The sequence below is a fragment of the Pseudorhizobium endolithicum genome, assembly GCF_902153245.2.
Classification (GTDB): domain Bacteria; phylum Pseudomonadota; class Alphaproteobacteria; order Rhizobiales; family Rhizobiaceae; genus Neorhizobium; species Neorhizobium endolithicum.
On the sequence record NZ_CABFWF030000001.1, the window covers coordinates 25493 to 49400 of the forward strand.

Annotated in this window: 26 protein-coding genes; 8 read left to right on the forward strand and 18 right to left on the reverse strand. The window is 63.9% G+C overall.

The window, feature by feature from the left end:
* Positions 1-79: 79 nt before the first annotated feature.
* From ccoS to ccoG, 4 genes are read right to left on the reverse strand one after another with little or no spacing between them, the layout of a single operon-like run.
* Positions 80-235 carry a cbb3-type cytochrome oxidase assembly protein CcoS gene (gene ccoS, locus RTCK_RS00135; RefSeq protein WP_142520480.1) on the reverse strand — a complete coding sequence of 52 codons (156 nt, stop codon included), beginning with the start codon at positions 233-235 and terminating at the stop codon, positions 80-82.
* Entirely contained in the window at positions 232-2526 is a 2295-nt protein-coding gene (locus tag RTCK_RS00140; RefSeq protein ID WP_142590677.1) for a cation-translocating P-type ATPase, read from the reverse strand. Before RTCK_RS00140 ends, ccoS begins: the two co-directional genes overlap by 4 nt.
* Complete coding sequence (locus RTCK_RS00145; protein ID WP_142520478.1) at positions 2523-3017, reverse strand: FixH family protein; 495 nt, start codon at positions 3015-3017, stop codon at positions 2523-2525. Before RTCK_RS00145 ends, RTCK_RS00140 begins: the two co-directional genes overlap by 4 nt.
* Entirely contained in the window at positions 3014-4591 is a 1578-nt protein-coding gene (gene ccoG, locus RTCK_RS00150) for a cytochrome c oxidase accessory protein CcoG (protein ID WP_142590678.1), read from the reverse strand. Before ccoG ends, RTCK_RS00145 begins: the two co-directional genes overlap by 4 nt.
* Positions 4592-4714: 123 nt before the next feature.
* Here ccoG and RTCK_RS00155 point away from each other — a divergent pair, with 123 nt between their 5' ends.
* From RTCK_RS00155 to RTCK_RS00165, 3 genes are all read left to right on the forward strand, one after another.
* On the forward strand, positions 4715-5119 hold the full coding sequence (locus tag RTCK_RS00155) for an SRPBCC family protein (RefSeq protein ID WP_142590679.1): 405 nt from the start codon (positions 4715-4717) through the stop codon (positions 5117-5119).
* Positions 5120-5196: 77 nt separating this feature from the next.
* Entirely contained in the window at positions 5197-6615 is a 1419-nt protein-coding gene (locus RTCK_RS00160; RefSeq protein ID WP_142590680.1) for an alanine/glycine:cation symporter family protein, read from the forward strand.
* 26 nt (positions 6616-6641) lie between these two features.
* Entirely contained in the window at positions 6642-6998 is a 357-nt protein-coding gene (locus tag RTCK_RS00165) for a VOC family protein (RefSeq protein ID WP_142590681.1), read from the forward strand.
* Between the two features lie 57 nt (positions 6999-7055).
* Here the strand turns inward: RTCK_RS00165 and ccoP are convergent, their stop codons facing one another.
* Genes ccoP through ccoN form a run of 4 tightly spaced genes read right to left on the reverse strand, consistent with a single transcriptional unit; the run spans position 7056 to position 10454 of the window.
* Positions 7056-7919 (reverse strand): cytochrome-c oxidase, cbb3-type subunit III, encoded by an 864-nt coding sequence (gene ccoP / locus RTCK_RS00170; RefSeq protein ID WP_142590682.1) that lies wholly within the window; start codon positions 7917-7919, stop codon positions 7056-7058.
* A 3-nt stretch (positions 7920-7922) separates the two neighbouring features.
* Complete coding sequence (locus RTCK_RS00175; RefSeq protein WP_142590683.1) at positions 7923-8075, reverse strand: cbb3-type cytochrome c oxidase subunit 3; 153 nt, start codon at positions 8073-8075, stop codon at positions 7923-7925.
* 10 nt (positions 8076-8085) lie between these two features.
* The gene (ccoO, locus tag RTCK_RS00180) at positions 8086-8817 is read right to left on the reverse strand and encodes a cytochrome-c oxidase, cbb3-type subunit II (RefSeq protein ID WP_142590684.1); all 732 of its coding nucleotides are present in this window, start codon (positions 8815-8817) and stop codon (positions 8086-8088) included.
* Between the two features lie 11 nt (positions 8818-8828).
* Positions 8829-10454 (reverse strand): cytochrome-c oxidase, cbb3-type subunit I, encoded by a 1626-nt coding sequence (gene ccoN, locus RTCK_RS00185; RefSeq protein ID WP_142590685.1) that lies wholly within the window; start codon positions 10452-10454, stop codon positions 8829-8831.
* 209 nt (positions 10455-10663) lie between these two features.
* Here ccoN and RTCK_RS00190 point away from each other — a divergent pair, with 209 nt between their 5' ends.
* Positions 10664-11146: a hemerythrin domain-containing protein gene (locus tag RTCK_RS00190; protein ID WP_235988426.1), complete on the forward strand. Its 483-nt coding sequence runs from the start codon at positions 10664-10666 to the stop codon at positions 11144-11146.
* A 4-nt stretch (positions 11147-11150) separates the two neighbouring features.
* Here the strand turns inward: RTCK_RS00190 and RTCK_RS00195 are convergent, their stop codons facing one another.
* The 7 genes from RTCK_RS00195 to RTCK_RS00225 all read right to left on the reverse strand — a co-directional run bounded on the left by RTCK_RS00195 (position 11151) and on the right by RTCK_RS00225 (position 17315).
* Complete coding sequence (locus RTCK_RS00195) at positions 11151-11870, reverse strand: PAS domain-containing protein (protein WP_185927853.1); 720 nt, start codon at positions 11868-11870, stop codon at positions 11151-11153.
* A 118-nt stretch (positions 11871-11988) separates the two neighbouring features.
* Positions 11989-12924 carry a lipid A biosynthesis lauroyl acyltransferase gene (locus RTCK_RS00200; RefSeq protein WP_142590687.1) on the reverse strand — a complete coding sequence of 312 codons (936 nt, stop codon included), beginning with the start codon at positions 12922-12924 and terminating at the stop codon, positions 11989-11991.
* Between the two features lie 4 nt (positions 12925-12928).
* Positions 12929-13957 (reverse strand): zinc-binding dehydrogenase, encoded by a 1029-nt coding sequence (locus RTCK_RS00205; protein WP_142590688.1) that lies wholly within the window; start codon positions 13955-13957, stop codon positions 12929-12931.
* Between the two features lie 60 nt (positions 13958-14017).
* Positions 14018-15304 (reverse strand): beta-ketoacyl-ACP synthase, encoded by a 1287-nt coding sequence (locus RTCK_RS00210; protein WP_142590689.1) that lies wholly within the window; start codon positions 15302-15304, stop codon positions 14018-14020.
* A gap of 10 nt (positions 15305-15314) precedes the next feature.
* Positions 15315-16520, reverse strand: coding sequence for a beta-ketoacyl-ACP synthase (locus tag RTCK_RS00215; RefSeq protein WP_142590691.1), 1206 nt, complete (start codon positions 16518-16520; stop codon positions 15315-15317).
* 21 nt (positions 16521-16541) lie between these two features.
* Positions 16542-17015, reverse strand: coding sequence for a 3-hydroxyacyl-ACP dehydratase FabZ family protein (locus RTCK_RS00220; RefSeq protein ID WP_142590693.1), 474 nt, complete (start codon positions 17013-17015; stop codon positions 16542-16544).
* 21 nt (positions 17016-17036) lie between these two features.
* Entirely contained in the window at positions 17037-17315 is a 279-nt protein-coding gene (locus RTCK_RS00225) for an acyl carrier protein (RefSeq protein WP_185927854.1), read from the reverse strand.
* Positions 17316-17612: 297 nt separating this feature from the next.
* On the opposite strand from RTCK_RS00225, the gene RTCK_RS00230 reads away from it, so the two are divergent.
* A complete protein-coding gene (locus RTCK_RS00230) occupies positions 17613-18341 on the forward strand; it encodes a Crp/Fnr family transcriptional regulator (protein WP_142590698.1) in 729 nt (242 codons plus the stop codon).
* Between the two features lie 10 nt (positions 18342-18351).
* Here RTCK_RS00230 and RTCK_RS00235 read toward each other — a convergent pair whose 3' ends face one another.
* Positions 18352-19311: a nucleoside hydrolase gene (locus tag RTCK_RS00235; RefSeq protein WP_142590700.1), complete on the reverse strand. Its 960-nt coding sequence runs from the start codon at positions 19309-19311 to the stop codon at positions 18352-18354.
* Positions 19312-19468: 157 nt separating this feature from the next.
* On the opposite strand from RTCK_RS00235, the gene RTCK_RS00240 reads away from it, so the two are divergent.
* Positions 19469-20254, forward strand: a complete 786-nt coding sequence (locus RTCK_RS00240; RefSeq protein ID WP_142590703.1) for a TSUP family transporter — start codon at positions 19469-19471, stop codon at positions 20252-20254.
* Here RTCK_RS00240 and RTCK_RS00245 read toward each other — a convergent pair.
* Both RTCK_RS00245 and cobU read right to left on the reverse strand, forming a co-directional pair.
* Positions 20251-20676 (reverse strand): EamA family transporter, encoded by a 426-nt coding sequence (locus RTCK_RS00245; RefSeq protein WP_142590705.1) that lies wholly within the window; start codon positions 20674-20676, stop codon positions 20251-20253. The two genes, RTCK_RS00240 and RTCK_RS00245, sit on opposite strands and share 4 nt — an antisense overlap.
* Positions 20677-20679: 3 nt before the next feature.
* Positions 20680-21201: a bifunctional adenosylcobinamide kinase/adenosylcobinamide-phosphate guanylyltransferase gene (gene cobU, locus RTCK_RS00250; RefSeq protein ID WP_142590707.1), complete on the reverse strand. Its 522-nt coding sequence runs from the start codon at positions 21199-21201 to the stop codon at positions 20680-20682.
* Between the two features lie 496 nt (positions 21202-21697).
* On the opposite strand from cobU, the gene RTCK_RS00255 reads away from it, so the two are divergent.
* Both RTCK_RS00255 and RTCK_RS00260 read left to right on the forward strand, forming a co-directional pair.
* The gene (locus RTCK_RS00255; RefSeq protein ID WP_142590709.1) at positions 21698-22693 is read left to right on the forward strand and encodes a glycine betaine ABC transporter substrate-binding protein; all 996 of its coding nucleotides are present in this window, start codon (positions 21698-21700) and stop codon (positions 22691-22693) included.
* A gap of 131 nt (positions 22694-22824) precedes the next feature.
* On the forward strand, positions 22825-23883 hold the full coding sequence (locus RTCK_RS00260; RefSeq protein WP_142590711.1) for a quaternary amine ABC transporter ATP-binding protein: 1059 nt from the start codon (positions 22825-22827) through the stop codon (positions 23881-23883).
* Positions 23884-23908: the final 25 nt, after the last annotated feature.

Below are 23908 nucleotides of genomic sequence, written 5' to 3' on the forward strand. Positions count from 1 at the left end.
TGCGATTGGCGGCTGTTTTGGCACCGCAAATCGCAAACGGCAAGGCTGGACCGATCAAATAGAGAATATCATCCGCTTGTCAGACAGCTGGACGATCATCGTCATCGTCAATGGCCCTCCAGGCCGCGCCATCCAGATCGTCATACTGGCCGCTTTTCAGGGACCAGAGGAAGGCGAGAAGCCCCAGTCCTCCGAGGAAGAGCGCAATCGGGATCAGATAGACCAGCATGTTCATGCCAGGCGCGCCTCCACCGCAACCGGCCTCGATGCTGCCGGCACCGACAGTTTCCTCTCCACGCCGGCCAGCCTATTCAGCCGCAGCGCATTGGCCACCACGATGATCGACGACGTCGACATGGCGACGGCGGCAATCAGAGGCGTCGCATAGCCGGCGAGCGCGATCGGCACGGCAATCACGTTGTAGCCGATGGCGAGCGCGAAATTCTGGCGGATCAGGCGCCCTGCCCGCCGCGACACCTCGATGGCCAACGGCACGGCGTTGAGGCTGTCGTGCATGAAGACGAAATCCGCCGCCTGGCGGCCGACATCGGCCGCCGTGGCGGGCGCGATGGAGACATGCGCGGCCGCCAGCGCCGGCGCATCGTTGATGCCGTCGCCGACCATCAGGACCTTGGTACCGGCGCAATCGAGCTCCGCAACCGCATCGACCTTGTCGCGCGGAGAGAGTTCAGCCTTCCATAGTGAGACGCCGAGTCGGCGGGCGAGCGCCTTGACGACAGGCGCGCGATCCCCCGACAGAATGCCGGTCGCAAAGCCCGCAGCATCAAGCCCTGCGACAGCCGCAGCGGCATCCGGACGCAAGGCATCCTCGAAGAGGAAGCTCTGGAGCTCCTCTCCGTCGAGCGACAGGACGACTTCCGACAATTCGGCAGACGGAACGGCACCTCCGCCCGCAAAACGGCGGTTCCCGAGACGATAGACGCCCTCCCCGGTCGACACCTCCAGTCCCTGCCCAGGGAGTTCCGATACTCCCGCAAAGCGGGCGGCGGAACCGGAAGCGCTCCGGTAGAGCGCCTGGGACAGCGGATGGCGGGAATGCATTGCAAGGCCGCCGGCGAGTGCGAGATAGCCCGGATCGATGTCCTGCCCGTCGACAAGACGCGGCCGGCCGAGCGTCAGCGTTCCCGTCTTGTCGAACATGATCGCATCCACCTCCGCGAGACGTTCCATCGCCGAACCGTCCTTCACCATGATGCCGTTCTTGAACAGCCGACCCGCCGCAACGACCTGGACGACCGGCACGGCAAGCCCCAGCGCGCAGGGGCAGGTGATGATGAGAACGGCGATGGCGATCAGCATCGCCTGTTTCCAGTCCCCTCCGAATATTCCCCAGCAGACGAAGGCGACGATGGCCAAAAGGTGCACCGCCGGCGAATAGAGCTGTGCCGCGCGGTCGGCAATCCGGCGATAGCGCGCCCTGCCCCCTTCGGCGGCTTCCATTAGGGAGATGACCTCCGCCAGGAAGGAGTCCCTGGCCGCCGCCGTCGCGCGGATGACGAGCGAGCCGGTCATGTTCAGGACGCCGCCCTGAACAGCATCCCCCGGACCGGCCACGGCGGGTGCGCTTTCGCCGTTGACGATCGAAAGATCGAAATCGCTGCTGCCGCTCTCCACCATCCCGTCCACCGGGATGCGCTCGCCCGCTGCGATCATCAGACGGTCGCCGGGGCGGACCTCCTCGATCGGCCGGTATTCCCGCCCGCCGTCCCCGGCAAGAACCATCGCGCCGCGGGGTGACAGGCGTGCGAGGCCGCTGATCGCGGCGCGCGCCCTGTCGCGCATCACGTGATCGAGCGTGCGACCGATGAGCAGGAAGAACAGAAGCGAGACCGTCGCATCGAACCACGCATGCTGGCCGTGATGCATGGTTTCCCAGAGGGAGACGGCATAGGAAAGCGTGATGGCGAGCGCGATCGGCACGTCCATGTTGGTGCGTCCGTGCCGGACGGCGTTCCAGGCGGACTGGTAGAAGAAACGGCCGGCATAGACGAGCGCGGGCGCCGCGATCATCGCCGAGATCCAGTGGAAGAGGTCGCGAGTCGAGGCCTCGGCCCCAGACCACACGGAAACCGACAAAAGCATGATGTTGGCGGCGGCGAAACCGGAGACGGCAACCGCCCGGATCAGATCGCGCTGCAGCCTGTCGCCGGCATCTTCGGCGTTCGAAAACAGATGAGCGTCATAGCCGGTTGCGCGATGGATGGTCTGGACCAGGTCCAGCGGGTCCGTCTTCCGCCCGTCGACGGTTTCCTTCCAGACCACCGATACCCGCTTCGTGGAGAGATTTACCCGCGCCCGCTCCACTTCGGGAAGCGCCTGGAGTGCCTTCTCGATCGTCGTGATGCAGGTGCCGCAATGGACGCCGGGGACACTGAGGTCCGTCTGCCGCAGGCCCGGCTGCACCTGCCGGCTCGAAAGAACGAGTTCTTCCGTCGACGGGAGGGCGTGGCTCAGGCGTTCAAGTTCCACCGCTCCTTCTGTGCCGGGAGCGCAGCAGGTGGTCATCTTGCTTCTCCGGCAACCGAAATCCGCTGCGTGTGGTGCAGGATACGCCTGCCCTCCTTCACCGCCTCGACCTCGACGATCCATGTTCCGCCGGCAAGATCATGGCGTGCCGCGAAGGTCCCTTCCCCCTGCGGCTGAAGCGACAGGTCGAAATCCTGATCCTCACCGACGGGCCGCTTGAAGCTGAGCGTGACGCCATCCGCCGCCACGGCCTTTTCCGAGGCATCAACGAGCCGGTAGCGGATATCGGAGCCGTCGATGTCGAGCGTGCCGGCAATGCCGCTCGCGGCGAGTGCCCTCGCCTCGGCCACCTTGCCATTGAACTCCTGGCTGGCGATGTAGGTGTTCTTCACCACCAGTCCGCTCCAGGTGTGGGTCGCCTGCCAGGCCATGTAGAAGTTCACCGAGATGATCGTCCCGAAGAACAGGCACATGACGCCGATCATGTGCCAGCCGGTGAAGACGAAGCCCTTGCGGTCGGTCGAACTCATTTCTTTCCCTCCGGCGCGTAGAAAGTTGCATCATAGCGGTCACGCTCGTGGCTGGAACGATCCTCGGCCACGAAACTGAAACCATCGCTGCCGTCCGGCAGGGCGTCGGCCGGCAGGGTGACGAATACCTTCAGCGCGGTCGCCTTGTCGGGATCGACCGAGATCGCGAACTGCCGGTCGTCTTCGCTGGTGAGGCCATTGATCTTCATCGTGGCCTCCGGCAGCCCGTCCAGAGACAGGAGGATGGTGCGCGGTTCGGGGATCATGTTCAAGAGGCGAATTGTGTACCCGTTGCGGATCGAGCCGTCCGATTCCAGGACATATTGCGGATTGCGGTCGTGGATGACGTTGACCTCCAGCCGGTCGCGGCTGAGGAGCGCCACCAGCAGGCCGATTCCGACAGCCGTCCAGACCCCCATGTAGAGCAGCGTGCGCGGCCGGAAGATGATGCGCCAGTCGAAGTGGCGGACCTTGTCAACGAAGGAGCCGTCCGCATCGCGAACGCGGTCCGGGTTGATCGGGGCCGTGCCGTTGTCGGTGGCGAGCGCCATGTTGGCATCGTATTCGTTGAGGGTCGCATAGGCGATCAGGCCCCGCGGCTTGCCGATCTTGTCCATGACGCTGTCGCAGGCATCGATGCAGAGCGCGCAGGTGATGCAGGCCATCTGCTGGCCATCGCGGATGTCGATTCCCATGGGACAGACGGCGACGCAGGCATCGCAATCGACGCAGTCGCCGACGGGTTGGCCCGCGGCGGCCGCCTTCTTGGCATGCTTCGTCCGCGGCTCGCCGCGCCAGTCGTTATAGGTCACGACCAGCGAGTTGTCGTCGAGCATGGTGGCCTGGATGCGCGGCCACGGGCACATGTAGATGCAGACCTGTTCGCGCATCAGTCCGCCGAACACATAGGTGGTTGCCGTGAGAATGCCGACCGTCGAATAGGCGATGAAGGCGGCATTGCCGGTCACGAAGTCATAGGCCAGCGTCGGGGCATCGGCGAAATAGAAGATCCAGGCGCCGCCGGTCGCGACCGCGATGGCGAGCCAGATGGCGTGCTTCAAGACGCGCTTGCGGATCTTCTCCAGGGTCCAGGGACCGGCGTCGAGCTTCATGCGCGCATTGCGGTCGCCCTCCACCCAGCGTTCGACGACGAGAAAGAGATCGACCCAGACCGTCTGGGGACAGGCATAGCCGCACCAGGCGCGGCCGACTGCCGAGGTGACGAGGAACAAACCGAAGCCGGCCATGACGAGAAGGCCCGCTACGAAAAAGAACTCCTGCGGCCAGATCTCGATGAAGAAGAAGTAGAATCGGCGGTTGGCGAGGTCGACCAGCACGGCCTGGTCGGGCGCGTACGGTCCCCGGTCCCACCGGACCCACGGCGTCAGGTAGTAGATGCCGAGCGTGATCAGCATCACCAGCCATTTGAAGCGCCGGAAGCGGCCTTCCGCCCGCTTCGGAAAGATCTTCTTGCGGGCTTCGTAAAGCGGACCATCGGACTTTGCCGCGTCGGTGGCGGAAGCCTGATGGACATCTCCGGTCGCTTCGATATTCTTGGCGGTGTAAAGATTCATGGCGCAGTCCTACTTCTGTGCCTGCCTTTTCCCACCTGGGCGGGCAAGTATCCTTGACATAAATCAAGTTCCGACACGGAGCCGCCGCGCTCATTGTCGCAGGCCAGAGACCGGAGGACATCCTTGGCAGCAGATCAGGTCGAGATCATCCACACGACCATCAACAGGGAATGGCGGGAGGTTTACGAATACGCCCGGCAACCGCAGAACATGGCGCACTGGGCTGCCGGGCTCGCCGCGGGACTGCGGCAGGAAGGCGACGAATGGATCGGCGACGGCGGCCCTCTCGGTGACATCCGGGTGAGGTTTGCGCCGCCGAACGGGTTTGGCGTGATCGACCACGACGTGACCCTGCCTGACGGCACAGTTGTCCACAATGCGCTGCGCGTCGTCCCCAACGGCGATGGCGCCGAAGTCATGTTCACCCTCATTCGCCAGCCTGGCATGGACGATGCCGCCTTCGCGGCGGATGCTGCCGCGATCAGAAGCGACCTCTCCACCCTGAGGTCGCTCCTGGAAACGGAATGACCGGCAGAGCCCGTGACTTTCTTATTGGCGCGGCCGCCCTACCATATGCGATGTTCCATCTGCACTGGGAGAGGTGAATGTCCGCAATAATCGATGTCCTGAACCTGATCCTCTGGGAATACGTGCTGGTCTACGGGCTGCTTGCCATCGGGCTCTATTTCACGATCCGTTTGCGGCTCATCCAGATCCTGCATTTCGGCGAAATGTTCCGCGTGCTGCGGGGTAGCCCGACCGAGGACAAGGCGGGCATCAGCCCGTTCCAGGCACTCACCGTCAGCCTCGCGTCGCGAGTCGGCACCGGCAATATCGCGGGTGTCGCCGTCGCTCTCTATCTCGGCGGTCCGGGAGCCATCTTCTGGATGTGGATGGTGGCACTGCTCGGGATGGCCACCGCCTATTCCGAGAGCGCGCTGGCTCAGCTCTACAAGGTGAAGAACGCCGAAGGCATGTATCGCGGCGGCCCGGCCTTCTACATCGCACGCGGCCTGCGAGCACCCTGGGCCGGCGGCATCTTCTCCGTCTGCCTCATCCTCTCCTTCGGCCTCGTCTTCAATGCCGTTCAAGCCAACTCGATTGCCGACGCGATGGAAGGAGCCTTCGGTGTGCCGAAGCTCGGCGTGGGCTTGGTGGTCGCCCTATTGGCCGGCATCGTCATCTTCGGCGGCATCCGCCAGATCGCACGGGTGGCGGAATTCATCGTGCCCTTCATGGCAGGAGCCTACCTGCTCGCGGCGATCTACGTACTGATCATCAATTGGTCGGAGGTTCCGGCGATCCTCGGCAGCATCTTCGCGAGCGCCTTCGGTTGGCAGGAGGCGGCAGGCGGTACCACCGGCGGCATCATGGCCGCGATGTTGAATGGCGTGAAACGGGGGCTTTTCTCCAACGAGGCCGGCATGGGTTCGGCGCCGAACATTGCAGCCGTCGCTACGCCCGAGCCTCACCACCCTTCCTCCCAGGGCTTCGTTCAGGCGCTCGGCGTCTTCATCGATACCATTCTCGTCTGCACCGCCACGGCCATCATGATCCTGCTCTCCAGCGCCCTCGTACCCGACAGCGGCGTCACCGGCACGCAACTGACGCAGGCGGCCATGGACGAGCATCTCGGCGGCTTCGGCTCCTACTTCGTCGCCATTGCCATCTTCTTTTTCGCCTTCACCTCGATCATCGGCAACTACTCCTATGCCGAGAACGCCATGACGTTCCTCGGCGCCGGAACAGGCCTGGGAATTGTCCTTCTCCGCAGCGCGGTGCTGCTGATGGTCGTCTGGGGGGCCTACGAGACGGTCACGACCGTGTTCAACGCAGCCGACGCATCCATGGGGTTGATGGCGACGATCAACCTGATCGCAATCGTCCTGCTGTCGGGCACGGTGGCGAAGCTGACGGCGGACTACTTTGCGCAGCGAAGGGCGGGGGAGGTTCCGGTTTTCCACGCCGCCGACTATCCGGAGCTTGCTGGCAAGATCGACACGTCGATCTGGACACGTGACTAGCAGGACGACTTAATCAGGAGAAAACCATGGCTCCCAGCGAGGCCGACCAGAAGATCGACTATATAGAGATGAACGTGAAGGACATCGAAGGGGCGAAGCAATTTTACGGAGAAGCCTTCGCCTGGACCTTCACCGATTATGGCCCGGACTACTGCGAGTTCCGCGACGGCCGCCTGAGCGGAGGCTTTGCCAGGACCCACACCGTGACGCCGAAGGGAGGACCGCTGGTCATCCTCTTTGCAGCAGACCTGGAGGAAACGCTCTCGCGGGTTGAAAAAGCCGGGGGCAGCATCTCCCGCCCGATCTTCTCCTTCCCCGGCGGACGACGTTTCCACTTCGTGGACCCGGAGGGTTACGAACTCGGCGTCTGGTCCGACCGGTAAGCATTGAAAAGGCCGCGCCGGGTTGCCCCGACGCGGCCTCCTATCCTATCGGCGTTCTTATTCGCCGCCGCCCAGCGAATGAACGTAGACGGCGAGCTGCTTGACCGTCTCGTTGCTGAGGCGGGCGTTCCAGGCCGGCATGACGCCGTGACGCGGTGCCTGGATCTGCTGCGCGATACCGGCTTCACCCTCGACTTTCAGCCAGATGGCATCGGCCAGGTTCGGAGCCCCGAAATCCCGCATTCCCTCGCCATTCTCGCCGTGGCAGGAGGCGCAGTTGTCGGCATAGAGCTGCTTGCCCGGTTCGACCATCGACGCGTCGCGGGGCGTGCCGCTCAGGCTGACGACGTAGGCCGCCACCTGACGGACTTCCTCCGGCTGCAGGATGTCCATGAACGCCGGCATTTCGGAGATGCGGGTGTCGGGATCGACACTGTCGCGGATGCCGTGGGCGATGGTCTGGTAGATGGCGTTGATATCGCCGCCCCACAGCCATTCGTCATCGTTCAGGTTGGGATAGCCCTGACCTCCGGCAGCCCCGGTGCCATGGCACTGGACGCAGTTGACGCGGAAGGCGGAGGCGCCGCCGGCGGTGGCGAACTGGGCGAGCTGCGGGTCCGCCAGGATTTCCTCCAGCGAGACCTTGGAGATCTTCTCCATGATGCCACCCTGAGCGATCCTGGCTCCTTCCAGTTCGCCCGCGAGCTCGGCGCGGGTCGAGTAGTTCAGGACACCCCTCGTCGCCTCGTTCACCAGCGGCCAGGCCGGATAGAGGATCGTATACCCCACCGCCCAGACAATGGTCGCGTAGAAGGTCCAGACCCACCAGCGCGGCATGGGGTTGTTCAGTTCGCGGATGCCGTCCCACTCGTGGCCGGTGGTTTCAACGCCGCTGATTTCGTCGATATGCTTGTCCGCCATCTCTCAATCCTCCTTCAGAGGGATCTGGGCGGCATCTTTTGCAAGAGCCTTGGCGCCCGGGCGCAGGGTGAAAAGGACGACGCCGATGAAGAACAGGGTCATGGCAAGCAGGGCCCAGCTATCGGCGAACTGGCGGAGTGCGGTGTAGACTTCCATCTCAACCTCCTCAGCGGTAGCCGGCGGCGTCGTCATAGGTCGAGAAGTCGACCAGGGTGCCGAGCATCTGCAGATAGGCGACGAGCGCATCCATCTCGGTCAGTTCGGCGGCATTGCCGTCGAAATCGCCGATCTTCGCCTTCGGGTAGCGTTCGCTGACCCCTGACGTATCCGCATTGGGATCGGCCTGGGCCTTGAGATCGGCCTCGGCGTTCTCCAGCATCTCGTCGCTGTAGGGGACGCCGACCGTGCGGTTCGCCTGGAGTTCCATGGCAACATTCGTCACCTCCAGCGGCGTCTCCTTCAGGAAGGCGTAGCTCGGCATAACCGATTCCGGTACGACCGAGCGCGGCTCGATCAGGTGCTGGACATGCCATTCATTGGAATAGCGGTCGCCGACGCGGGCAAGGTCGGGCCCCGTCCGCTTCGATCCCCACTGGAACGGATGGTCGTACATGGATTCCGCCGCCAGGCTGTAGTGCCCGTAGCGCTCCACCTCGTCGCGGAAGGGGCGGATCATCTGGCTGTGACAGACATAGCACCCTTCGCGGATGTAGATATTGCGGCCGGCCAGTTCGAGCGGCGAATAGGGCCGCATTCCCTCGACCTTCTCGATCGTGTTCTCCAGGTAGAAGAGCGGCACGATCTCGACGATCCCGCCGATCGACACCACGAAGAGGGAGCCGACCAGCAGCAGGGTCGCGTTGCGTTCGACAAATTTGTGTTTGTCCAGAAGAGCCATGGATCCGCTCCTTATTCGGCCGGCTGGAGGGCCGCCGGTGCTGCAGCACCCGGGACCTTCTCGCGCCGCTCATAGCCGAGGATTGTCATTGTGATGTTGAAGGCCATGATCACCGCGCCGGCGAGGAACATGGCGCCACCGACCGCACGCAGCACGTAGTACGGGAACATGGCCGCGACGGACTCCGCGAACGAGTAGACGAGGAAGCCCTGGTCGTCGTATTCGCGCCACATCAGCCCCTGCTGGACGCCGGCCACCCACATGACCGCCGCGTAGACGACGATGCCGAGCGTGGCGAGCCAGAAGTGCCAGTTGACGAGCTGGATGCTGTAGAGGCGGTCGCGGTTCCACAGCTTCGGAACGAGGTAGTACAGCGCACCGAAGGTGATCATGCCGTTCCAGCCGAGGGCGCCCGAATGCACGTGACCGATGGTCCAGTCCGTGTAGTGGCTGAGCGAGTTGACCGCCTTGACCGACATCATCGGGCCTTCGAAGGTCGCCATGCCGTAGAAGGCAACGGCGATCACCATCATGCGCACGATCGGGTCGGTGCGGATCTTGTCCCAGGCGCCCGAGAGCGTCATCAGGCCGTTGATCATGCCGCCCCAGGAAGGCATCCAGAGCATGACCGAGAAGACCATGCCGAGCGTCTGCGCCCAGTCCGGCAGCGCCGTGTAGTGAAGATGGTGCGGACCGGCCCAGATATACATGAAGATCAGGGCCCAGAAGTGAATGATCGACAGCCGGTAGGAATAGACCGGGCGGTTCACCTGCTTCGGGATGAAATAATACATCATGCCGAGGAAGCCGGCGGTGAGGAAGAAGCCGACGGCATTGTGGCCGTACCACCATTGCGTCAGCGCGTCCTGGACGCCCGAGAACGCCGAGTAGCTCTTGGAGCCGAGGAAGGAGACCGGGATCGCCAGATTGTTGACGATGTGCAGCATCGCGATCGTGACGATGAAGGCCAGGTAGAACCAGTTGGCCACGTAGATGTGGGGTTCCTTGCGCTTCAGGATCGTGCCGAGGAACACGACGAGGTAGGCCACCCAGACGATGGTCAGCCAGAGGTCGACGTACCATTCCGGCTCCGCATATTCCTTGCTCTGGGTGATGCCCAGCAGGTAGCCGGTGGCAGCCATCACGATGAACAGCTGATACCCCCAGAAGACGAACCAGGGAAGGTTTCCACCGAAGAGGCGCGCGCGGGAGGTGCGCTGGACCACGTGGAAGGACGTCGCGATCAAGGCATTGCCGCCGAAGGCAAAGATCACGGCGGAGGTGTGAAGCGGACGCGTTCGGCCGAAATTCAGCCAGGGCTCGATGTTGAGGTCCGGGAAGGCCAGTTGCAGGGCCACGATGACGCCGACGAGAAAGCCGACGACGCCCCAGAACATCGTCGCGATGACGCCGTACTTGACGACCTCGTCCATATACTCCGATTCACGGGCAGCCTTCTGGGCCAAGGTGACGGGAGCGAAGCTGACCCGCCGCACCATGATGACGGTGCCGGCGAACAGGGCGAAGAAAAGCACCCACATATGGGCAGCGAAAAGACTGTCGTGGGCGAAGGCCACTCCCAGCAACGCAAGGAATGCACCGACAGCCAACGCCATCGTTTCAATAGTGTAGTTCATGTTGGACATCCCCCAACGGCGTGTTTGCATCTCGTACTCGTGTCGTGGCCACGCGAATCTCGGAAGCCAGACCTTTGCGATTGTGGGCACCATTGGCATCTCACGGTCAACCCGGCCTTGATTTGGATCAAGGCAACGGGCGGTCAGCTCGGCGATCCTCATGAAAAGGCAGAGGATCGAAGGAGCCATCAGAGTTGGGAGCGATGCTTATGAACGAGAGACCTGAAAATCAGAGACCGATTCTCGTGGCGCGCGCGGCATTTGTGCCGGACGAAGAGATGGTCGCCTGGCTGGCAAGCGCCCATGCCGAGCAACTCGCCCTCTGCGACGAGTTGGAGGAAATCGCCGATTCGCTTCCGGCCAACGTCAACAAGCAGAAATGCATCTATGCCGCCAAGGCGCTCATGCCGATGATCCAGGCCCTGCATCGATACGAGGAGACGGTGCTGTTCCCGCGCGTGCAGCAGAGAAACGGCGCAGACAGCCAGGGCGAGACCCTGTCACGCCTCAGATACGAGCATCTCGAAGATGAAGGTTATGCGGAAGAGCTCACGGAGACGCTGCTGAAGCTCGGCTCCGACGATCCGGTCAATGTCGAGGCCGTCGGCTACATGCTGCGCGGCTTCTTCGAGGGCATGCGCCGTCACATCGCCTTCGAGCGCACCCATCTTCTGAAGGACTTCGTCAACTGACAGCTCAGCCGGCACCGGCCCGCGGCCGCCGGCGATCGGCCATTTCCTGCAAGACCACCAGCGCACCGATCTGGGTGCTGGCGTCGGAGAAACAGGGCGACATCCGGCAGCAGACGACAACCGTCCCGCCGTCCCTCTCCTCGGCATAGGTGAGCGACAGGCTCTCGCCGGCAAGGCAGCGGTCCAGCGGCTCCCGCAGATCGCGCTGGAAATGATGGACGCCGGCAATATCCGCGAAATGCCTCCCGACCACCCGCTCCTTCGGCAATCCCGTACGCCGCGCAATCGTCTCGTTGGTGTAGAAGATGCGGTAGCCCGGCGCGACGACGAGAATCCCCTCGGGAATCCGGTCGAAGAGAACGGGATCGAGAAGCGCTGCCGGGCCATCGCCTGGCAGCGCAGGCGGAGCCGCCGGTTTACCGCCGGCGGCAGCCGTGGCGGCAACGTCGATCTGGGGCGCGAGATAACGCTCGACCAGCGTCTGCAGGAGATGACCATTGCGATGGACGCACCCCTTGTCGTCCGCCTCCTCCTTCAGGAGATCGAGCGCGAACCGGAACTGCGCCTGAATGCCTGCGGCATCGGCGACCTGATGCCTGAAGATGGCCTGGAGGAGCGGGTCGATCTCCCGGTCGAGCGCGCTCACGGCGGAAGGATCATCCTGATCCACCGCCGCCTGAAGTTTGCCGTACTTAGACCAGAACAGATCGATCAACGCTTCCACGAGCACCTCCCCGCGCAGGCGGAGACCATGTTCCGACGCCTCCGGAACCTCCTCCCGAAAGCCCGTCGGTTGCCCCAGATCTAGCCTCGCAAGCTTGCGCGAGCGTTGAGATCCCTGGCTAGTCCCGCAGCGTCTTCTTGATGGACCAGCGGTCATGATACCACAACCACTGCTCGGGATACTCCCGCACCCAGCTTTCCACCTTGTCGTTCAGCATCTGCGCCGTAGCCTGCACGTCGACGGCACCCTTCTCGTCCCGCGGCACCTCGATCCTCGGCTCGATTTCCAGCCGGAAGCGGTTATCCGGCAGGCGGATGCAGCGGGCCGGATAGACCTCGGTATCGAACTGGCGAACGAGCTTCGCGAGTAGCGGGTTGGTGCGCACCGGGCGGTTGAAGAAGCGGGTGGTCAGGCCCCGGCCGAATTTCTGGTCCACCAGCACGCCGACTCCTCCCCCGGCTTCCAGCCGGCGGGCAAGCGCGAAGGACGAGCCCGCATGCGAGGGCACCAGCTGGCCCATGCGGGCGCTGCGGAACGCGAAGACCTTGTCGGCGATATAGGGATTGTTCGGCGGCCGGAAGAGGACCATCACCTCCAGGCCGAAGCTGTTGCCGGCGACCGGAAGCAGCTCGAAATTGCCGGTATGGGCCGTGAAGACGATGAATGGCCGCGGATTGTCCCGAAGGTCGAGGAAGATCGGTATCCCCGAAACCTCGATGCGCCCCGGTTCCGGGCTCGCCGGATCGAAGTCGAAGAGCTGGTCCAGGAAGACGTATTCCGCGGCGAGGCGCCCCATATGCCCCCAGCTCGCAAGCGCGATCTGCTGCAGTTCGGCCTCCGTCTTCTCCGGATAGGCGTTGCGCAGATTGGTCAGCATCAGCCGGTGACGGGCGAGCTTCGGACCGATCCACCGCGCCGCCCGGTCCGCGAAGCCTATCGCCGAGTCCGCCGGAAAGAGTTTCAGGATGTTGAGGATGCCGAAGACCGCCTGCGCCACCAGCCATTGCTGGAAGCGCCGGAGCGCCAGCACGATCCTCGTCAGAAACATCTTCAACGGGTCAATCCATCCGCAGGACGATCTTGCCGAACACCTGCCGCGTTTCCATCCGCTCCAGCGCGCGGTCGATGTCACCGAAGGTCACTTCCGTATCGATCACCGGATGCACGATGCCGCGCGCCATCTTCTGCATGGCATCGGCCATGTTTTCCATCCGGCAGCCGAAGGAGCCGAGGAGCTTCAGTTGCTGCTGGAAGAGCATCATCAGGTTCATGCTGGTGGAAACGCCGGAAGTCGAGCCGCAGGTCACGAGCCGCCCTCCCCGCTTCAGCGACAGCATGGACCCCGCCCAGGTATCGGCGCCGACATGTTCGAAGACGACATCGACGCCCTTCTTCTTCGTGAGCTTGCGGACCACGCCTTCGAAGCGGTCGGTCCGGTAGTTGATGACGTGATCGGCGCCGAGCGCCCTGGCGCGCTCGATCTTTTCGTCGGAGCCTACGGTGGTGATGACGGTGCAGCCGGTCTTCTTGGCGAGCTGGATCGCCGCCGTACCGATGCCGGAGCCGCCGGCATGAACGAGAATCGTCTCGCCCGGCTCCAGCTTGGCGTTGTCGAACAGCATGTGCTCGACGGTGCCGAAGGTGACCGGAGCCAGGGCCGCCCCGACGGCATCGACGCCGGGAGGCGCCGGGACGAGGAGGCGGGCCGGCAGGTTCGTCTTCTCCTGCGCGAAACCATCGAGGTGGAAGCCGTGCACGCCTGAGACGTTTTCGCAGAGGTTGTCGCGCTTCTCGCGGCACGGCTTGCAAAGGCCGCAGGTGCGCGCGCCGTAGATCGAGACAAGCTGGCCCGGCAGGACGTTGGATACACCCGGGCCGATCGCCTCGACGACGCCGGAAGCTTCCGCCCCGATCGTCAGCGGCATCTTGCGCTTTGCGAACGCCATGCCGCGCCAGCCCCAGACGTCGATATGGTTGAGCGCCACCGCCTTGACCCGAAGGGTCACCTCGCCGGGACCCGGCGCCTCCGGCTCCGGAATATCCACGGCCTCGAGCTTGCGGTCGTCGATCAGTTGCAGAGCGCGCATAACAGGTCTTCCTCCGCCCCAAGGGCGTTACGGGTCGTCAGATGGGATTGGCGACGGTCTCTAAGCCGGTTCCAGCGTCATGACAAGGCTGGCATTCTGCCCGCCGAAGCCGAACGAGTTCGACAGGACCGCATGGACCTGCTGATCGCGCTTGGTATCCGGCACGACGTCGAGCACGATGGCCGGATCCGGATTGACGTAGTTGATCGTGGGCGGAAGCGTGCCCGTCAACATGGTCTGGATCGAGAACACCGCCTCCACGGCCCCGGCCGCCGTCAGCGTGTGTCCGATCATAGACTTGTTCGAGGACACTGGAATGTCCTTCAGGCGCTCGCCGAAGACGGCAAGCATGGATCCGTATTCCATCTTGTCGTTTTCGGGAGTCGACGTGCCGTGGGCGTTGATATAGCCGATGCCGCTTTCGTCCATGCCCGCATCTTCCAGGGCCGCGCGGATCGTCGCGATCGCGGGGCCGCCATCGGGAGAAGAACGGGTCCGGTGGAAGTGGTCAGCCTTTTCGCCACAACCCTTGAGAATGCCGAGCACCCTGGCGCCTCGCGCAACCGCCGACTCGAGCGATTCGAGAACGAGCGTGGCCGCACCTTCGGCGATGACGAAGCCGTCGCGATCCTTGCTGAAAGGCTTCGATGCCTTTTCCGGCGGGTCGTTTTGTGTCGAGAGAGCCGACAGGAGAGAGAAACGGATCAGCGCTTCGGCGCTGACCGAGCCATCGGTGGCAACCACCAGCGAACGGTCGGTGCGGCCCTGGCGGATCGCCTCGACGCCGAGTTGGATTGCCGTGGCACCGGAGGCGCAGGCGGTGGACAACGTTACCGGCAGGCCACGGGTACCAAACCTGTCGGAAAGGCGCTCGGAGATCGAGCCGAACTGGACGGCCTCCAGGAAGGCTGGATCGGGACGTTCGCGCATTGCGGCGAGGAAGCGGTCATAGGCATCGCCCTCCGTCTGCGACGGCGGGGCGCGGTCGGCAAGGGAAAAACGCGCCGACCATTCCGGCTCCACCGGTGGAGCCGCGAGGAAGAGCGGTCCTTCGAAATCGCCCGACACGCCGGCTTGGGCCAACGCTTCCGTCGTCGTCTCGCGCGCGAAGGCATAGGATCGCTCGACGGCATTGTCGACCGGCACCGCTATGAAATCGACCGTACCGCTGATGCGCGTGGACAGCCCTTCCGTCGGGAAGCGGGTGATCCTGTGGATGCCGGAGGTCCCGGAGGTCAGCGCCGCCCAGTTGTCCTCAAGCCCCTGCCCGAGAGACGTGATGACGCCCATGCCGGTAACGGCGATGAGCGGCCGGCCCAGATGATCCTTGAAGCGATTGTCGCTCATTGCTGTCTCCTCACGCCTCCGGTGAAAGGACCGCCAGGCCCTCGCCGCGCGTATAGCCGACGGTGGTCACCACCGCACGTTTCGCGGGCACCGCCATCGGCTGCTCGATGCTCGAATCGAAAGACGGGACGCGAAGGCCGCCGTCGAGGGCAAGGGCGGCGAGCGCCAGTCCAAGGGGGAACTGCGCCTCCATGGCGTGACCGGTCACGCCGCCATAGCCGCGCAAGGTCGCGCCGGCGAATTTCTGCCGCAGAACGTTCCGCTCCCGCGCCGACGGGTCGGCAAGCCCGCTGGCTCCCGAAAGCACCAGCGTCTCCGACGGATCGGCATTCGCAGCCAGGCCGGCCAGGCGGTCGAGCCGCTGCTCCAGCTTGCCCTCGTCGCGGCTGCCGCGGTCGCCTTCGACGGCATCGACCGTCGCGTACACATGCGCGCCGCGCCCTTCTGCGTGCGCCCTCGATTCCAGCACCAGGAACGCGCCGACCGAGCCCATGATCATGCCGCCGCCATTGTCGGCGGAGCGCTGCCAGAGCGGATGCCACGCGCCGGTCGCATGCGCCCGGATGCCTTCCACGAGCAGAATGATATCGGCGCGTTCCGCGACGAAGGCGCCGCCGACGAGACTGTGCGTCGACTGCCCCGACTTGATCCGATGAAATGCGGTTTCGACGGCAGAGATGCCTGCCGCTTCCTCGCCCATGAAGGTTCGCGACGAGCCGGTCACCTTGTGAACGATCGAAATATTGCCCGCAAGAAGGTTGGAGAGCTGCGCAAGGAACAGGGTCGGGCGAAGCTCGGTCGTCAGCTTCTCGTTGAGCAGCACCTCGCGGTCGTTGCGCTTCAGCGCCTCGTCGACGATCAGCGAATCCACCTTGATATCCCGCTCGCCGCCGCCCGCCGCCACGATCATGTCCATCGACGCACAGGCTTCGGCATCGTCCTTCAGGCCCGCATCATCGAGCGCCAGTCCGGCTGCAAACACGCCGAGGCGTTGCCAGTTCTCCATCTGCCGCTGGTCGCCGCGCTTGGCGATCTGCTGCGACCAGTCGATTTCCGGCATCGGGTGCACCGGATAGGGCCTGAAGCGCTCGGTATCGACGCGCGGCGGCGCGGCCTCGGCCGCGGAAAGAAGCGCCACATGCGGCTCCTTGCCTACGCCATAACAGGTGACGATCCCCACTCCGGTGATCACGACATCATTGGCAGACTTGCTCATCCTGTCCTCATTGCCCGGCGGTCACGCGCCAGCTTGAAGCGCGTCCATGAGCCCGACTTCTTCTGCACGCTTGCGAACGATATCGGCGAGCGGCACTTCACTGAACGGCATGGTGCGCAGCTTCAGCTGCGCGTCGCAGACCTTCTTGCCGGCCGAGGTGATCTGTGCCTTGGTGACGGCGTAGCCGGATCCCTCATGCTCCAGGAACGCCTCGATGTCGAGGACCGCTTCCGGCTCCACGAAAGACCGCATCTTGGCGCCGTCTACCGACATCAGGAACGGCATCGCGGCGAAATCCGTCGCTCCAAGGACGAGCATGCCCGAAGCCTGCGCCATCGTCTCGATCAGCAGAACCCCCGGCACCAGCGGCATTCCGGGAAAGTGTCCCTCGAAGACCGGGCTCTTTGCCGGAACGACCGACCTTGCCTTCAGCACTTTGGCGGAAAGGTCGACGGCCTCCACCCGGTCGATCATCTGGAAGTATTCAAGAAGCATCCATGCCTTGGGAACGGCGTCTCAGCCCTTCGCCGCCCTCAATTCGTCGATCTTGGCGCAAAGGTTCTTGAGGACGAAATACTCCTCGGTCGACACCTTGCCCTCGTTGACCTCCTGCGTCCACTGCTCGAGCGGTATCTTGATGCCGAATTCCTTGTCGATCGCAAAGACGATGTCGAGGAAATCGAGGCTGTCGATACCGAGGTCGTCGATGGTATGGCTTTCCGGCGTGATCGTCTCGCGGTCGATCTCGCTGGTTTCCTCGATGATGTCGGCAACTTTGTCGGATGTAGCAGTCACGCCAATGTCCTCTGGATAATCAAATCAGGTTCCACATAGGGAAAACGGGGGCAAATGCCAATCCCCGTCTGTTCCGCATGCGATTTTGTGGACCCACTGTTGCAAGCCGGATCACTCCGCCGCCTCGCTCGCGACGCCAGGCATGGCGAAGGGACAGCCCCCGGCTCCGCTGCGGCAAGGTGCAAAGTGTCGCAGCGACGATTTCGCGAATGTTGATTCAAATCAATTCGCTGCATGAAGAGTTGACGAAGATCAACGGCATTTCGCCACTGCAGACAATGATCGGGACGGCATAGGATGGACATGCAGACCAAACAGATGCACCACATGGAGATTCCCGTGGTCTGTCGGTCCTGCGAGGCGCGTCATGGCGGCGTGTGTTCCGCCCTCACCCCCGCCCAGTTGAGCGAGTTGAGCAAGCACTCGTCGCGCAGGAAGGTCGAAGCGGGCAACGAGGTCATCGGCCAGGGGGAAAGCATCACCTCCTACAGCAGCATCCTGAACGGTGTCGTGAAGCTTTCGAAGGTGATGGCCGACGGCCGCCAGCAGATCGTCGGCCTGCAGTTCGCGCCCGATTTCATGGGCCGCCCCTTCCTGGGGGAAAGCCGCATGAGCGCCGAGGCGGCGGTGGATACGGAAATCTGCGTCTTCCCGCGCCGCGCGATCGAACGCCTGATCCACGATGCCCCCGACCTCGGGCACCTTCTCCACAATCAGGCCCTGAAGGAGCTCGACGACGCCCGCGACTGGATGCTGACGCTCGGCCGGAAGACGGCACAGGAAAAGGTGGCGAGCTTCCTCTGGCTCATCGCCAACCACAGCGACCCGGCGGAAGGCGACAGGAGCTGTTTCGAACTGCCCCTGTCCCGCGCCGACATCGCCGATTTCCTCGGCCTGACGATCGAGACGGTCAGCCGGCAGATGACGAAGCTCCGCAAGGACGGCATCATCCAGATCGAGAACAACCGGCATATCACCGTGCCCGATCTGGAGAGACTGGCCGAGGCCGCCGGCATCGACCAGTAGGACAAGACCCTCAGGCTGCCCTGCCCTCCACGATGGCGGCGCGGATGACTTCCAGCACACGATCGCCGTCCACGTCGGTGCAGACCAGCTGACTCGGATGCCCGTCCCAGTGGCCGGGCGGAAACACCTTGCCGTCGGGCTTCTGGATGGTCTGTCCATCGGCGATACCGCCGCACACGACCCGCACCGGCCCGCTGCGCGTCTGAAACAGCTGCGGCGCGACGAGGTAGACGCAGGCGCAGCTGTCGTGCACGACCATGCCGTCGCCCACGCGGTGCCTGTAGAATTCGATATAGAACTGCGAGATGTCCGACAGCAACTGAACCGCCTCGCCGCCCGACGCCGCCATTTCACCCAGGTAGCCACTGGTCATCACCGTCTTCAGCGTGACGTCGAGCCCGATCACGGTCACCCGCCATGGCGCGGTGAAGACGAGATCCGCCGCTTCCGGATCGCCGTGGATGTTGGCCTCCGCCGCCGGGCTGACATTGCCGTTGAGATCGAAGGCGCCGCCCATGACGACGACCTCCTTCACCAGCGCCGCAAAATCCGGATCGGCCTTCAATGCGAGGGCGAGGTTGGTCATCCGCCCGACCGCGATCAGCGTCACCTCACCGGGCTGGGCGCGCACCGTATCGATGATGAACTCCCAGGCGGGCCGCCCGTCCGGACGCGCATCGATGCGCTCCGGGATATCGATATCCCCGAGACCGTTTTCACCATGGATGAAGGTCGGCCAGTGGCCTTCGGGTCGGGACGGATCGAAGGTGACGCCTGCGCCTTGCGCGACGGGTGCGGCAATGCCCCACTCCTGCTTGAGGAAAAGGGCATTGCGGGTCGTCAGTTCGATCGGGGCATTGCCGAAAACGGTGGTGATGCCGATAAGATCGATCTCGGGGTGCCGGTGAAGGAAAAGCAGCGCCATCGCATCATCGATGCCCGGATCCGTGTCGAAAATGACCTTGTGCATGTCTACGCCCTGAAAATGAACCAACGAGGCCGCGAGCGGCGCTGGCACCATATCCTTGATTCGCCGCGGCACAATCCCGGACGACGCAGCCCTGTTGCAAGACACGGCCCCCGGTGGCAGGAGGCGATCCTCTTCTCCCTTATTCCGAGTCTCTCCCTTGGACGATATTGCACACCATCTCATCGCGCTGCTCTTCATCGCGGCCTTCGTTGCCGGCTTCGTGGATGCGATCGCCGGTGGCGGCGGGCTGATCACGATCCCGGCCATGCTGATCGCCGGCATTCCGCCGCTGGAATCGCTGGCGACGAACAAGCTCCAGGCCCAGTTCGGGGTGGCGTCGGCAACCGTGGCCTATTCCAGGAAAGGCCACGTCGACCTGAAGCGCCAGCTCCCGATGGCCGCCCTGGCGTTTCTAGGGGGTATCGCAGGCGCCCTTCTGGCCTCGTACGTGCCGGCGTCCTTTCTGGCGGCAGCCATTCCGTTCCTGCTGATTGCGATCGCGCTCTTCTTCGCGCTGAAGCCGAACCTCAGCGACCTGGACAGTCACCGCCGGGTGACGCCGCTCCTCTTCTCCCTCACCGTCGTGCCGGCGATCGGCCTCTATGACGGCGTCTTCGGCCCCGGCGCCGGCTCCTTCTACATGCTCGCCTTCGTGCTGCTCGGAGGCTTCGGCCTGCTGAAGGCGACGGCGCATACGAAACTTCTCAACCTGGGTTCCAACTTCGGGTCGTTCCTGGTCTTCGCGGTTACCGGCTCGATCCTCTGGAAGGTCGGCCTGATCATGGGCGTGGGACAGATCCTGGGCGCGCAGGCAGGGTCGCGCGCTGCGATGCGCGGCGGCGCCAGGATCATCAAGCCGTTGCTGGTGATTTCCTGCCTGGTGCTGGCGACAAAGCTGATGGCCGATCCGTCGCATCCGGTTCGGCTCTGGCTCGGGGTCTAGAACACCACCAGCACCAGAGCGCCCGTGGCGATCAGCAGGATGCCGAGCCAGTGCACGAGGCTCAGGGCCTCCCCGAGGAACATCACGGCGAAAACAGCGACGAGCACGATGGAGAGCTTGTCCACCGGTGCCACCCTGGCGGCATCGCCGACGCTGAGCGCCCGATAGTAGGCAAGCCAGGACGCGCCCGTCGCCAGTCCCGACAGGACGAGGAAGATCCATGTCTTTCCGGATATCGTAGAGGGCGACTGCCATTGACCGGTCGCCGCGACGATCGCTGCCGTGACGGCGAGGATGACCACGGTGCGGATGAGGGTCGCCATGTCGGCGGGCACCCCCGCCACGCCGATCTTCCCGAAGATCGCGGTAAGTGCGGCGAAAACCGCCGAAAGAAGTGCCCAGAAGACCCAGCTCGCCGACACCGTCTACCCCTTCATTTTCAGGGGAAGCCCTGCCGCGACGAAATAGACTTCGTCGGCAACGGCGGCGATCTGCTGGTGCAGACGGCCGGCATGATCGCGAAACTCGCGGGCCATCCTGTTATCGGGCACGATGCCAAGGCCGACTTCGTTGGAGACGAGGAGGAGCCGGCCCGAATGGCTGCGGAGATGCTCCGCGAGGCCCTCCACGGCAGGCGAGATATCGGCATTCGCCATCATCAGATTGGTGAGCCACAGCGTGAGGCAATCGACGAGAACGACATGCCGGTCCGAATCGATCTGCCGCAGGCATTCCACCAGTTCCGTCCGTACTTCGTGTGTCGCCCAACCCGTACCGCGATCCGACCTGTGCCGCTCGATCCTGTCGCGCATCTCGTCGTCATAAGCCTGCCCTGTCGCCACATAGTGCCGATCAAGCCGCGTCTCACGCGCCATCCGCTCGGCAAAAGCCGACTTGCCCGAACGGGCGCCGCCAAGAATGAGGACGATACGAGCGTTACCCGGCATCGGACATGCATTCCGAGGCATACGCCAGGGGCGGAAAGGGTGGAAGTGCGGCAGGGCAAGGTCTGAAAGAACGGACGATTCGTAGATCCATGAGGCGCCCGCCTGGGTTCATCAGCATCGCGCTGCCGCGGTCGGAAGATGGGAGCTCCGCATGCGCATGTCAAGCGGACCTCCACAGGCCATGCGGCGCAGGCAAAGAATGAAAAGAAGCGGCGGGTACGCACTACCTGTCCCGGCGCTTGGGCGGAACAACCGTCCGCGAGAAGATGATTAGCGCCAGATCGTTACCGGAAGGTTATTGGCGGATGGCACGATGACTTTTTTCCTCTCCCCGGCCGAGGATCACGGTCCTTTCTCCCGTCAGCATCAAACCGGTTGATTTCGCAGACCAAAACCCTAGTTTCATCGGAAGCTCCCTCCGGTCGCGGGACCGGAGGCCACTTCCCGGAAAACGCAGTCGGGAGCCGGCCAGCCGTCGGTCCGATGGATGTTGATGATGCGAAATCTTCTTGCCGGCGCCGCACTTCTGATCGGGATCTGCCTCTTATCCGGCGGTGCCGAGGCCGCCTGCGGCGAGGTGACGATTGCCGAGATGAACTGGGGCTCGGCCGCCATCGCCGCGCATATCGACAAGATCATCCTGGAGCGCGGATTCCACTGCAAGGTCACGCTGGTGCCCGCCGACACCGTGCCGACATTCACCTCCATGCTGACCAAGGGGCAGCCGGACATGGCGCCCGAGTTCTGGATCAACGCCGTACGTGGCCCTCTCGGCCAGGCGACCGACGAAGGCCGGCTGGTGCTGGGTGCGGAGATCCTCGAAGACGGCGCGGTCGAGGGATGGTGGATCCCGAAGTTCATCATCGACGCCAATCCGGAGATCCGGACGGTCGAGGATGCGCTCGCGCGGCCGGATCTCTTTCCGTCTCGCACCGACCCCGACAGAGGCGCGCTTCACGGCTGCCCGGCGGACTGGAGCTGCCAGGCCAGCACCGCCAATCTGTTCCGGGCGTTTGCCGCCGACGAGAAGGGTTTCGAGCTCATCCAGCCGAAGACGCCGGAGGAAATGGACGCCGCCATCGAGGAAGCGTTTCGGACGCAGACCGGATGGCTCGGCTATTACTGGGCGCCGACGGCGGTGCTCGGGAAATATCCGATGGTCAAGCTCTCCTTCGGCGTCACCTTCAACAAGGCGGAATGGGACAGCTGCACCGCAGTTCCCCATTGCCCGAGCCCGCAGCGCAACGCCTATCCCACCTCCCAAGCCTTCACCCTGGTCACCCAGGAGTTCACGGAGAAGGCCGACGATGCCATCGGCTATATCCGGCTGCGGCGCTGGTCCAATGCCACGATCAACAATGTGCTCGCCTGGCAGCAGGACAACAAGGCCAGCAATGGGGAAACCGCCCTGCATTTCCTTAGGGACCACGAGGCGGTCTGGGCAAAGTGGGTGGTTCCAGTGATTGCGGAGCGGATAAAGGCGGCCCAATAGGTGCCGCAGGCGCCACAACGTCGCAAACCGCACCACTTCCGCGTCGCAGATGCACCAGTTCGAAAACGGGAAGCGTCTAACGTGGAAGGAGGACGGTACAGGCGACGGGGGACGAATGGCACGGACGGCGCATGGCTAGCCACGGGATCGAGATCAGGGGCCTCTACAAGATCTTCGGAGCCCGGGCTGAGGAATATGTCGGCGCGGTCCGCCAGGGCATGTCGAAGGCGGAGCTCAACGAGCAGCACGGCCATGTCCTCGGCCTGCGCGACATCAACATCTCGATGCCGGCCGGCGGGATCACCGTGGTAATGGGGCTGTCGGGCTCCGGCAAGTCGACCCTCATCCGGCACATCAACCGCCTCATCGAGCCCACCGCCGGCGAGGTGATCCATGACGGCGTCGACATCTGCCGCATGAACGAACGCGAACTGCGCGACTTCCGCCGCCACAGGACTGCGATGGTCTTCCAGAAGTTCGCGCTGCTGCCGCACCGCACGGTGATCGAGAACACCGTCTACGGCCTCGACATCCAGGGCGTCCCGCGTGAGGACAGCACCAGGAACGCGCACCGCTGGATCGAGCGGGTAGGCCTCCAGGGTTTCGAGAACCACTATCCGAACCAGCTTTCGGGCGGCATGCAGCAGCGCGTCGGGCTGGCGCGGGCGCTTGCCAACGACGCCGACATCCTGCTGATGGACGAGGCCTATTCGGCGCTCGATCCGCTGATCAGGGTGGACATGCAGACGGTGCTGCTGGACCTGCAGGCGGAGTTGAAGAAGACGGTGGTCTTCATCACCCACGACCTGGACGAGGCGCTGCGCCTCGGCGACAAGATCGCTATCCTGCGCGACGGCCAGGTCGTACAGCAGGGCAGCGGCCAGGAGATCGTACTGTCTCCCGCCGACGACTACATCGCCGCCTTCGTCAAGGAGGTGAACCGGGGACGCGTGATCCAGGCGCGCACCGTGATGAAACCCCTGCTCAGCCCCCTGGACGGCGTGAAGGTGGCGGCCACGGAGACGCTCGAATCGGTCGCCCAGCGTCTCACCCAGGCGGGCCGTCAGGAGGCCGTCGTGGTGGAGGACGACGGTTCGGAAGCCGGCGTGCTCGACCTGCAGACGATCCTCGCCGCCATGGTGACGCCGGCGGCACGTCATGGCGACGCGGCCACGCCTCGGCCTGATTGAATTCGCCCCGCCGAAACCGTATAGC